Annotated in this window: 9 protein-coding genes and 2 pseudogenes; 3 read left to right on the plus strand and 8 right to left on the minus strand. The window is 43.2% G+C overall.

The window, feature by feature from the left end:
• Positions 1 to 131: 131 nt before the first annotated feature.
• Positions 132 to 611 carry a large conductance mechanosensitive channel protein MscL gene (gene mscL / locus ACM0OY_RS37620; RefSeq protein WP_414573812.1) on the minus strand — a complete coding sequence of 160 codons (480 nt, stop codon included), beginning with the start codon at positions 609 to 611 and terminating at the stop codon, positions 132 to 134.
• 139 nt (positions 612 to 750) lie between these two features.
• Between mscL and ACM0OY_RS37625 the strand changes: the two genes are divergently transcribed.
• From ACM0OY_RS37625 to ACM0OY_RS37635, 3 genes and pseudogenes are all read left to right on the plus strand, one after another.
• The gene (locus ACM0OY_RS37625) at positions 751 to 1,671 is read left to right on the plus strand and encodes a class I SAM-dependent methyltransferase (RefSeq protein WP_414573813.1); all 921 of its coding nucleotides are present in this window, start codon (positions 751 to 753) and stop codon (positions 1,669 to 1,671) included.
• Positions 1,664 to 2,659, plus strand: coding sequence for a PrsW family intramembrane metalloprotease (locus ACM0OY_RS37630; RefSeq protein ID WP_414573814.1), 996 nt, complete (start codon positions 1,664 to 1,666; stop codon positions 2,657 to 2,659). The genes ACM0OY_RS37625 and ACM0OY_RS37630 overlap by 8 nt, the downstream gene beginning before the upstream one ends.
• A 218-nt stretch (positions 2,660 to 2,877) precedes the next feature.
• A pseudogene (locus ACM0OY_RS37635) lies at positions 2,878 to 3,591 on the plus strand (Uma2 family endonuclease).
• Positions 3,592 to 3,692: 101 nt separating this feature from the next.
• Here ACM0OY_RS37635 and ACM0OY_RS37640 read toward each other — a convergent pair.
• The 7 genes and pseudogenes from ACM0OY_RS37640 to ACM0OY_RS37670 form a co-directional block, all read right to left on the minus strand.
• Complete coding sequence (locus ACM0OY_RS37640) at positions 3,693 to 4,961, minus strand: 6-carboxytetrahydropterin synthase (RefSeq protein WP_414573815.1); 1,269 nt, start codon at positions 4,959 to 4,961, stop codon at positions 3,693 to 3,695.
• 202 nt (positions 4,962 to 5,163) lie between these two features.
• Complete coding sequence (locus ACM0OY_RS37645; protein WP_414573816.1) at positions 5,164 to 5,865, minus strand: J domain-containing protein; 702 nt, start codon at positions 5,863 to 5,865, stop codon at positions 5,164 to 5,166.
• A gap of 15 nt (positions 5,866 to 5,880) precedes the next feature.
• Positions 5,881 to 6,843 carry a cysteine synthase A gene (gene cysK, locus ACM0OY_RS37650; RefSeq protein WP_414573817.1) on the minus strand — a complete coding sequence of 321 codons (963 nt, stop codon included), beginning with the start codon at positions 6,841 to 6,843 and terminating at the stop codon, positions 5,881 to 5,883.
• 94 nt (positions 6,844 to 6,937) lie between these two features.
• Positions 6,938 to 7,375 (minus strand): RrF2 family transcriptional regulator, encoded by a 438-nt coding sequence (locus ACM0OY_RS37655; RefSeq protein ID WP_414573818.1) that lies wholly within the window; start codon positions 7,373 to 7,375, stop codon positions 6,938 to 6,940.
• A gap of 527 nt (positions 7,376 to 7,902) precedes the next feature.
• The gene (locus ACM0OY_RS37660) at positions 7,903 to 9,621 is read right to left on the minus strand and encodes an iron uptake porin (RefSeq protein WP_414573819.1); all 1,719 of its coding nucleotides are present in this window, start codon (positions 9,619 to 9,621) and stop codon (positions 7,903 to 7,905) included.
• Positions 9,622 to 10,264: 643 nt separating this feature from the next.
• Complete coding sequence (locus ACM0OY_RS37665) at positions 10,265 to 10,546, minus strand: 4a-hydroxytetrahydrobiopterin dehydratase (RefSeq protein WP_414573820.1); 282 nt, start codon at positions 10,544 to 10,546, stop codon at positions 10,265 to 10,267.
• A gap of 684 nt (positions 10,547 to 11,230) precedes the next feature.
• Positions 11,231 to 11,316, minus strand: a pseudogene (locus tag ACM0OY_RS37670) (photosystem II protein D2); the annotation flags it as partial.

Consider the following 11,316-nt stretch of genomic DNA (forward strand, 5'->3'; position numbering starts at 1 on the left):
CTGATTAACTCAGCCCTGCTGGGTCATTTTGCATAGCTTAGTCTAAACTCCAGTAAGAAAGAAGACGCGCAAAAAGAACTCTCCGTGTCTCCCTGTCCCCGCGTCCCCGTGTCTTCTTTTCACACTCCGACTTACAAAACTTGATTATTCCGAGTTTCCAAGGTTTGGTTGAGTCTATCCAATGCACCAGTCAGTCTTTCCTCAGATGCAAGCTTAGGATCTGAGAGTGGAGATTCAATGGCAACATCCTCTTGCCTCTTCAATTTTTGTAAGGCCCGAATTCCTATAAATAAGATCAAAGCAATGATTAAAAAGTCCAGGATTGCGCCAAGAAACTGACCGATCGCAATTCCTGGACTGATGGTGATTGTTCTCCAGTCTTTGCCCGTCACACTAATCAAGGGGTTAATCAATGGCATAATTACATCCTCAACTAAGGAGGTAATCACCTTAGTAAAGGCAGTGCCAATGATTACGGCGATCGCTAAGTCAACTACACTACCTTTGAGGGCAAATTCTTGAAAATCTCTGAAAAAGCCACTTGCTCTTCTTCTTGCTCTTGCCATACTTGAGACTCGATAAGTTAGTTGTAGTCTTTTTTTATATGGCACTCGGCTTTTTGCCCTCTCTGTTGAGATAGATTTTGCTGAACTAGCCACGCTGATTAGATAATTCAATTCATTTCATTTCTAGACTCGTGTTCAGCAAGTATGTCATAAGTAAAAGAGGCTGTTAAATGCAAACTGATTTATGACCGCTGCTGTAAACACTAATATTGGCTTCGCTTCTCGCTTGGTGAATACCATACTGGCAATCCAGCCTTTAGCCAATCTAGCCAAGCATCAAGCTAGACAAATGATGATTAAACGTGCCGAGAGAATTGGTGTGCCTTGGACGGAAGAAGTCGAAATACTACAAGCGCGTGATTGGAAGACGGATCTAGCTCAAGTTGAAAATCCCCTGCTTTCCTACCCAGAATACTACCTACGACCATTCCACGCTTACGAAGGTGGAGACCTCAGCTGGAAAGCAGCTTGGGAGCTAGAAGTTGCGGCTCGTACTGTCCATGCCGGAATTTGGCAGGATGCTGGAGCGCAAGGAGATGCTAAACTACGCCAAAGCTATCATGATATCCTCAAAGCGCAACTCCCCAATCAACCCCAAAACATTCTAGATTTGGCCTGCGGTGTGGGTTTGAGTACCTTTGCCATGCAAGAAATTTATCCCCATGCCAAAATTACAGGCTTGGACTTATCTCCCTACTTCTTAGCTGTTGCCCATTACCGCGCCGCCCAACGCCAAGCTAATATTAATTGGCTTCATGCCCAAGCTGAATCTACCGGGCTACCTGATGCCTCTTTTGATTTAGTTTCGATTTTCCTGATGTGTCATGAATTACCCCAATCAGTAACTCGACAGGTTTTTGCTGAAATTCGTCGTGTCCTGCGTCCAGGTGGTTACTTGGCAATCATGGACATGAATCCTAATTCTCAAGTGTACAAAAAAATGCCAGCTTACATTTTGACTTTGCTCAAAAGTACTGAACCATATTTAGATGAATATTTTGCTTTGGACATTGAGCAAGCTATTATTGAGGCGGGTTTCCAAACTCCTGCGATCGCTAACAATACCCACCGTCACCGTACAATTATTGCTCAGGTGAGTGGCTGATTTATCTCTAGTGTTGTGGGCAGCAATACCACCGTTGCTGCTACTAGGCTACTACTATTGTCGGATACCATTTGCCCCGCCTCTACCCAGGTTACTGATGTTCTTCATCTTCGGGGCAATATCTGGTATTTTAGCCCTTAGCCTGGAATTGATTTTTGAAAGTGTAGTCAACTCGATTGTAGACTGGCAGCAGAGCAAGCGATGTCTGACTGCAAGCCCTTGCGCGTCTACGCTTTTTGGTATAACCTTGCGGCAGCTTGTGGAGATAGGCCCAATTGAAGAAGGCTGTAAATTGGCTGCGGTTGTTCTCCCAATCTACTATCTGCGACCCAGGTATCGATTACTTCACTCTAGCGTTTTCCTCTTGACTATAGCTGTTGCCCTTGGGTTCACAGCGGAAGAGAACTGGATTTACCTTTTTCACGGTACAGCATCCATTCTTGACCGTACTATCGGTACCCCAGTCCACGCTATGTTCTCTGCACCTTGGGGATACGCCTTGGGAATGTATATGTCCTCGAAAACTGAGTTAAATCGAGACAAAAAATTTATTATCAGGGCTTGGCTAAATTCTGTAATTTGTCATGCCCTAGTGAATGTCCTATCTAGTGCTTGGCGTTACCCACTACCCCTACGTTTCCTGAGTTATGGTTTATTTCCATTTCTGTTGTGGATGTTTGGGCGATTGGAACAATTACTGCGAAAAGTCCAAGGCAAACCCTCAATTATCCTGATCTCAGGCTATACACCCCAACAACGTTACTGGCACAGAAGTTTAGTGCTGTTTGCCCTTGTACTGGGTGGAAATGCTATTTTTGGGCTGTTTCTCTTAGCTAGGATTGTTAGTCCATTAAATCCATCGAAATTTTTTGACCCTGATATACTGTGGTTTATACTTACTCGCTTTTTACTAAATCTCTTTTTTGGAGTTTTAGCCTGGGGCATTTATCGCTATTTGCGACATACCGCCCGTCGTCGGTATTTTTAAAATATGATTTAGGAAAATGCTAGGGGGTTTCTATGCAAACAACTCCGGTGCGTTGGACAACTGTTGACCGAAGAGGCAGAGGGGAAGGGGGCAGGGAGCAGGGGGACTGAGCTATTCTCCTCTGCGTGGAATCAAGGGGGGAACATGGGTACAAGCCCCGCCCATAAGCGGGCGTTCTTACTGGGGCGGAGTACAAGCTCCTGTCTCAGTTTTCCCCCTTGCTCCCTGCTCCCTGCTCCCCTGCCTCTTTTGACCTAGAGTTATTCGCAGGCGATTCTCGTTGCGAGACACTTCGTGAACGCACGAATCGCTATGAGATTATTGATGGAGAATTATTTGTGACCAAAGCACCTAACTGGGTTCATCAAACGAGCTGCGCCAATATTGCTACAGTTATCAAGATTTGGTCAGATGAAACTGGTTTAGGTGAAGTGGCGATCGCTCCTGGAATTATTTTCTCAGATGCTGACAATGTGATCCCTGATGTAGTGTGGGCAAGTCATGAACGCTTAAAACTGTTACTAGATGAAGCTGGACACCTCATACCAATTCAAAATGACGCTCGCGGACACGGCTTAGCTGCGCTAACAAAATTCAAAATTCAAAATTAAGAAAGCCAGAGCTAGCCAGGGTTTCAAGATTGGTATCTGTCGTATTCTTTTCGTGAATTGGTATGAGGCGCACCAGAGTTAGTAGTTGAGGTTCTGTCACCCGGTGAAAAAAACGAGAAACGCGACAAGCAAACAAAGCTAAAGCTGTACTCAGTGCAAGGAGTTCAAGAATATTGGATTTGCGATCGCATACAGAAAAAAGTCGAAGTTTATCGTCGCGAACAAGCTGCATTAAAACTAGCAGCTACTTTATTTCATCAAGATGAATTGACAAGTCCTTTGCTACCTGGTTTTAACTGCTTAGTAAGTAAACTATTCTAGTTGGGCATAGGGCATGGGGCATTGGGCATTGGTTATGAATTATTTTCCTTGTCTCCCTTGTCTCCCTTGTCTCCCTTGTCTCTATTTTCCCATGCCCGATACTAAACTTCTGCTAATACTGGTTGACTCGCCGCCGCACTGATTGAATTTGAATCAGACTCAGTACAGTAGATTTCGCAGGAGTTATTAGGGCTTTCAAACAGTTTAACTTTGTAAAGCTGAGATCCTAATTCCTGAATGGGCGATCGCAGTAAATTACTAATGTAAAGTGCGATATTCTCACTAGTAGGTACAACTTTGGCAAAGTAAGGAATGTCTTCGTTGATAAAAGTGTGATCGAATTGTTCTACCACATTATTTTTTACAATCTGATTCAAAGCACCTAAATCGACAATCATCCCAGTAGTTGGGTCAATCTCTCCTTTGACAGTAACTTCTAAATAATAGTTGTGTCCGTGACCGTGGGGACGCGCACACTTACCATAAATCTCGGTGTTTTTTTCCTGACTTAGATTAGGGTCAGCCAGCCGATGAGCGGCACTAAAGTAAGTACTGACCGTGAAATAAGTTTCGGTTCCGTTTTTGGCATAATCAGCCCAAAGTTCATGACTTTCAAAGAGCCTGACTTTGTGCAGTTCGACTCCCAATTTCTGGATGGGTGAAGTCAGTAAATGATTGATATAAAGTGAAATATTTTCAGTAGTGGGAACAATCTCGGCAAAGTAAGGAATGTCTTTGTTTAAACAAGAGTGATCCAATGGCTCCACCGCATAATCTTCCACCACTCGCTTTAGGGCATCTACATCTACAATCATGCCAGTGCGGGGGTCGATTTTCCCTTTCACAGTGATTTCTAGATGATAGTTGTGTCCGTGGGTACGGGTGCATTTACCGTATTTCTCAGGACTGATGTTAGGAGCTAGCCGATGGGCGGCACTAAAGTGCGTACTGATGGTGAGATAGGCTTCCATTCCTTCTCCCGTGTAATCTGCCCAAAGTTCAGAATGTTCAAACAACTGGACGCCGACTAAAGGTAAGTGAGGTGCTAGTCGTTGCCAGATTATTCGTGCAATATTTTCAGTGGTAGGTAGAGTTTCTTGGAAATCTGCCCACACATCGTTGAGATAAGAAAAGTCTAGTTGGTTTGTAACTTCTCGCTTGATGACATGTTTCACATCCGACAAATTCAACACCATGCCATATTCGTCTACTTCTCCACCAAGGGAGATCAATAAGACATAGTTATGCCCTTGTCCGGGAAATTTCGCTCTAACACCAAACTTCTCAATATTCTCGGCTTCACTAAGTTCTGATAACGAATAACGATGACTTGCCGAAAACTGAGCGCGGCGATTAATAATGCATTTCATAAGGATTCTGGCAATAAAACTTCAAATTTCTTAATCTTTCACTCTTCCCAGGATAAACTAATTTCTGTGTCATTAGTCATTGGTCATTAGTCATTTGTCATTTGTGAATAACTAATGCCCCATGCCCACTTGCCCTGAGCGAACTTATGCTGAGCGTAGCCGTTCGCGTAGCGTCTCGCAGAGAAGGGATGCCCCATACCCATTAACCTACGGATGCTTGTGCCTCACAGTGTAATCTCGTAGCTATGCGGAATAGTTCTTGACCTGTGTGCAAATAACGCTCATCGTAGTTCAAAGGAAAATAACCTAACTCGTCGAGTCCATCTGCTAATTGATCGAGGCTGTAGTAGAGGTGAGCTGCTGTTCTTGCCAAACTAGGGGGATTGGGGAGAGAACGAAAAGTAATTTGTGCCTGTTTCAAGTCCTCCCGACAGGTTTTCAAGTATTCCTGAAATTCATCTAACAACTCATCATCAAAAGGATCGGCAGCTAATTGCTCCATTTGTTCTTCTAGGGAATAAAGAATGGTACAAAGTAAGCGATTTACTGGTTGATAAACTTTACGCAGCCATTCTTCGACTTCCTCATCAGCATCCCGTCCTGTTTTGCGTGTTGCTTGGTAACGTTTTTGCGCTGATGCTGTACGCTGTTGGCGATCGCTATCTAATTTTCGAGATTTATCTTGCAGTTGTTGGTCGTAATTGCGGCGATTTTGGTTGTCGCGTAAGACCTCATAGGCTGCATTAATGCGGATAATCTCCTCGCGATCGGCTGTTTGCTGATTGCTATCAGGATGAAATAACTTCACCAAGCGGCGATAAGCTTGCTTAATCTCCGCTTGGCTAGCATTTGGACTAACTTTGAGAGTTTGGTAATGGTTAGAAACGTGTTTAGAATTGACCATTAATTCAATTTATCGTTAGCTGACGCTAGCGGCTAACTTGGTCTCCAAGTCTTGGAACAACGGTGTACTTAAATACCTTTCTCCAAAACTCGGCTGAATCATTACAATTAAACGTCCTTGATTTTCTGAACGTTGAGCAACGCGAATAGCTGCACATAAAGCTGCTCCACTGGAAATCCCAGATAGTAGCCCTTCTTCTTTTGCCAAACGCCGACTGTAGGCGATCGCTTCTTCATCGGTGACGGTAATCACTTCATCAATCAATTTTATCTTTAGTACTTGGGGAATAAACCCAGCGCCAATTCCCTGGATTTTGTGCGGTCCTGGTCGTCCTCCAGATAAAACTGGGCTATTAGCTGGTTCAACAGCGATCGCCTTAGCATCAGACTTACGTGCTTTAATCACTTCTGCCACACCAGTGATCGTACCACCTGTACCCACTCCTGCCACAATTATATCTACTTGTCCATCAGTATCTTCCCAGATTTCCTCTGCTGTAGTTTCCCGATGCACTTTTGCATTGGCTGGATTGCGGAACTGCTGCAACATATAAGTATTTGGCATACTATTAACTATCTGCTGCGCTCGGCTAATTGCCCCACTCATGCCTTCCATTCCTGGTGTTAGTTCCAGTTCTGCTCCGAAAGCCCGCAACATTGCCCGTCGCTCCCCACTCATGGTCTCTGGCATTGTTAAAATTAACCGATAACCCTTGGCTGCTGCTGCCATTGCCAGAGCAATGCCTGTATTTCCAGAGGTGGGTTCTACCAATATTGTCTTAAGAGGAGTAATCAGCCCCTCTTCCTCGGCTGCGGTAATCATACTTACCCCAATTCGGTCTTTAACTGATGCCGATGGGTTCATACTTTCCAGTTTCACCACAATTTCAGCAACACATCCTTCACTTTGGGGAATACGGTTTAACTGCACTAGGGGTGTACGGCCAACTAATTCTGTAATGTTACGAGCAATTCGCATAATTTATTCCTTAATTAATTAGTTATTGGGCATGGGGCATTATTAGTTATTAGTCGTTTTTATTTGCAAAGGACAAATGACAAACGACTATTGACTAAATGTAGTACATGATATCTAACTGTCGTCGGGAATCTAGTTTTTCACAAAGATCCTGGAGTGTATATTTTTGTAACACTGAGTTTGCGGCGCGACTTGCTTCTTGCCAAATTTCTTCGATAACTGAAGTGTCTACCTTTTTGGGATTAAGGTCTTCTTCACACGCCCTCACCTCCAACCCTTCTAAACATTCTAAAATCTCAAAAAGAATAATTTTTCGAGGTTCTCTGGTTAATAGATAACCACCTTTTGACCCCCGCAGACTCTTGACTATACCTCCACGCCTCAACGTTGCTACTAGTTGTTCCAAATAGCGATCGGGTATATTTTGTTGCCTTGCAATTTCTCGAATTTGCAATGGTTCATCGCTTTCGTAATGGGCGGCTATCTCTAATAAAGCTAAAATTGCGTATTCACATTTACACGATAGTTCCACAAGCAATAATTCAGGTAGGAGTTAGAAGTTAGGAATCGTTCAATTTTGGATTTTAGATTTTCGATTTTGCAGAAAATTTGAGTGGAGGTTTCCCACCTAGACGCTTTGCAGTCAGAGGGTCGCAGTCTTAGCGATTTGCGTCGATTGCGATCCCCCAAACCCAAAGGGCTTGCGGCAGGGATCAAAGCTTTTTAAAATAAATTTTTCCATCAATCCAAAATCCAAGTTTTCAGGAAGCACAACTTTAGTGCGACCCAAAATCTAAAATTACCAAAGTTAGAGATTTTTACAGCGGGTTTTAAGTTGCTGAAGTACACAACCTCAGTCTGCTAGCTAGGAGTAAAGCTTGTTTTACTTCTTAATTCTGGCTTAGAGAATTCTGCTGTAATTCTTAACTCACAACTCCTAACTTTTCTAGTATACTACGGTTAACAAGTAGGGTTTATTTGTTGCTGCTACCAACAATAAAAAGCCCCACCTTGTGGTGGGGAGGAATTAACTTAAATTATTGGCAGATTGTCAACGCTCTAGAAGGTGAAAGTCGTTCTCAGCGTACCGATAATTGCATCGTCGTTAGCGCTGTTTTGACCAGGAGAGGTCAACCAGATGACGCCAGGGGTGATTGAGATATTATCTGACACTTGATATTTGTAGAAGCCTTCAAAGTGATAAGGTATGTCATTACCAGCAAAGCCTACTCGGTTACGGGCATAGGGTTCTGCACCAGCAAAAATACCTAAAACGTTGCCTTTTTTACCGAAATCGGGTAGAGCTACTCCTACACCGTAGCTCCAAGCTTCAAAATCATCACCTACACCGAAGCCTGTGACATCATGGTAAGAAACGAACCCACTAATGGATAGTTTGTCGCTAGGTCTAAATGCAGCGGAAACACCATAGGAATTAGATGAAGACCCATCTACAGCACTTAAAACGTTAGCTTGTCCAGTACCTACTGAAACAATATCTCCGTCTGTAGTGTTACCCGAGTTGAACAAGAAACCACCTGCGGCACTATAACCGTGGACGTAGGTTGCAGCTAAAGCTACGCGATCGCCTACACTAAAGTTCAACTGTCCTAAAGCAGCATAGTCGCCGTTGGTAAGACCTGCACCGATACTAGGATCGTTAGCTTCTGATGCCAAGTAACCAGCAGTGATTGAACTATTTCCCAGGATACCGCCACCTTTACCCAAAGGTATATTCAGCGCTATACCTGCACCTCCACCAATTCGATAGATGGGACTTTCAGAAGCAAAGGTGGACAAAGCACCGTTACCGCCGTCGGTTTGATCGAAAAAGTAAGGGTTGTTGACAGCAGCATAATGGCTATGTCGTCCACCACTAGCTGCAAGGTAAACTTGTGCTGGGCCTATGGGAGCTTCATAGGTCAATCGGTCTATCCTGACGCTGTTATTACCATCACCAATACCAACTTGAAAGGTTTGTGTGCCTTCAGCAGTATTAATAACACCACCAGCTTCATCAACTTGTGTAAAGGCTGTGCTGTTACCAGCAGCAAGACGAGTATGCAGCACGTCTCTACCAGTGAAGCTGGTTTGCAAGTCTAAACGTACTCTGTTTTGGAAGACTGTGTTGTTGGCATCACCAGTGTTACCGCCAAAAATATCACTAACTGCAAAAACAGCTTCACCAACTAGTTTGGTGGTAGTCGAGAACTGATTGGCTTCTAATTCAGCGGTGCGTGCTTCTAAGGCATCTACACGACCGCGTAGGGTTGCCAGTTCTGCGGAAAACTCTTCTTGTAACCGCTGTAAGGTAGCTAAATCTTGTTTGGTTACCAAGTCAGCCGTTGCTGTGGCAATCAATTCGTTAACTCTATCCAAACAGGCATTCAAACCAGCCGCAAATTCATAACGGGTCAAAGCACGGTTACCGCGATAAGTGGCATTTGGATAACCGGCAATACAACCATAGCGCTCAACCAAGGACTGCAATGCTTGGAATGCCCAATCTGTGGGTTGTACATCAGAGAATTGGGAAACTGATGTTACTTGGGACTGAGAGTTATTTTTGTTGCCTTCGTTACTGTAGCGGTTAATTTGGTCTAAGGTTGTTTGAGCCAATATTTCTGGCTGTTGGACAACTTCAGTGACTCCTGGTTGTTCAGTGGGTGACACTTCAGTGGTCGTATTTGGAGCCGCAATTGCTGTTGTTGAAACTAGTAATGTTGCTCCCAAAACTGCTGGGCTAACCAATAAGGATTTCCACAAGAGATTAGACATCTTTTCTTTACTCCTCACACCTTGTATAGATAATTGGGTTTGTTGCACCTAATTGTTAAAAATGCGGCATCCCATTTTGAAACCTGTGGATGAGGCATGAATGCCTCTATTACGATTTTAGTTTTCGCAAAGCTAATAAACGATTAACTTACAGTTAAAAATTGATGTGATTAACTTATGCAAAAACACATCCTTATATCAAAATATTATAAAACATTAAATTTAGATGGCAAGATTGAAGCGATCGCCTTAATAACTGTCACACATCAGCCATTGATGTATCCAAGTAGGGAGTAGCGTTTGAGGCTATGGCTAATCATAACTTAGCTAAATTTTTGAAAGCTTTAGACACTGGGCAGCTTCTGGGCAGAAATCAGATATTGCATCGAGTCTTGACAATCAGAAATTACACAGTCTTCGCTACGCAATTACTCGACTATGCAAACGAGGTTCGTCTAATATTTTTGAAACAAACACAAGATCAAAAATCAATTGCCCCTATACATGAGTGACTAAAAATCAAGGATTTGAAATAGGCATGAGGCATTGGGCATTGGGCATTGCTTATTTCCCTATCTCTTATCTCCTTGTCTCCCTCATCCTATGTCCCATGCCCCATGCGCTATGCCCAACCTCAAATCAGTTACTGAATGTTGGAAATTACTCCTGCAAGATCAAAGTCATTCTGTGTCAGGCCACCAGAATCATGTGTTGTGAGTGTAATCTTGACTTTGTTATAAGAAATTTCTATGTCTGGATGATGTCCTGCTAATTCAGCAGGTTCCACAAGCTTGTTAACAAACTCAATTGCTTGGATAAAATCCTGAAATTTGCGAGTGTTCTGCAACTTTGCTCCTTCAACTGTCCAACCTGAAAGAAGTTTTGTCCGTTCTCCAATTTCCTCTTCAGTTAGTAGTTGTGCCATATTGAAAAATTCCTAGCTATATGTTTGGTTACATCTTAGATATCATCAAAGCTAACCTTTCTGATTCTGCACACAGAAAAATCAAAGATTGACACTTTATTAATTTAAATTTGAAAAAATTTTAAAGCTTTGGCTTTGCCTGTCGCAGGTATCGCCATCTGAAGTTTTCAAAAATAACCACTGATAAAACAAAAATTACCCATAAAAAACTATCCGCTCTGATTTAGATCGGATGAACTAAGTCAGAGCGGTCTAGCGGGTCTTCAGGTTGCAACCAGACTGCCGGAAGGAACTTCTAGCTTAGCCTAGCTACTTGAGCTAACTTAGTCACTCAAGGTGACTAAGGCTAACTTTTAAAGAACAGCCCCGGCACACAGCCGGCTAACTGCAACCTGATGACCCATGGTTTTACTACTTTCTATCATGGGCATCACCTCCTTGTTGCCTAAGCGGTCTTAGTCTCAAAGGGACAGAGCATTTCGCTCTGGGCTTATAACCTTCACTTAAGATAACACATAAATTTAGAGTATTAACCATAAATAGAAAAAATCTCCCACCAAAAGGCGGGAGACCAGGGAATATTAACACCTGCTTGGCATCTCAGCCAAGGAGATTATTTAATCTGGGTCGTGTCAATATACTGCCAAGCACAACTCAGATTCTGGTTATGGTTGGCTTTTGTGGTTAGAGAGCGTTACCGCGAGGTAGAACTTCTTCAGGGAATACAAATTGTTCGTGGATTTGATCTTGAGGAGCCATCCAAGCGCGGA

It is taken from the genome of Nostoc sp. CCY 9925 (assembly GCF_963920935.1).
Classification (GTDB): domain Bacteria; phylum Cyanobacteriota; class Cyanobacteriia; order Cyanobacteriales; family Nostocaceae; genus Nostoc.

What these genes read in the sequence shown, in the direction of transcription:
- ACM0OY_RS37665 (WP_414573820.1), bottom strand. Translation starts at nt 10,546, where the DNA reads ATGGCACAACTACTAACTGAAGAGGAAATTGGAGAACGGACAAAACTT.
- cysK (WP_414573817.1), bottom strand. Translation starts at nt 6,843, where the DNA reads ATGCGAATTGCTCGTAACATTACAGAATTAGTTGGCCGTACACCCCTA.
- ACM0OY_RS37645 (WP_414573816.1), bottom strand. Translation starts at nt 5,865, where the DNA reads ATGGTCAATTCTAAACACGTTTCTAACCATTACCAAACTCTCAAAGTT.
- ACM0OY_RS37640 (WP_414573815.1), bottom strand. Translation starts at nt 4,961, where the DNA reads ATGAAATGCATTATTAATCGCCGCGCTCAGTTTTCGGCAAGTCATCGT.
- ACM0OY_RS37625 (WP_414573813.1), top strand. Translation starts at nt 751, where the DNA reads ATGACCGCTGCTGTAAACACTAATATTGGCTTCGCTTCTCGCTTGGTG.
- ACM0OY_RS37660 (WP_414573819.1), bottom strand. Translation starts at nt 9,621, where the DNA reads ATGTCTAATCTCTTGTGGAAATCCTTATTGGTTAGCCCAGCAGTTTTG.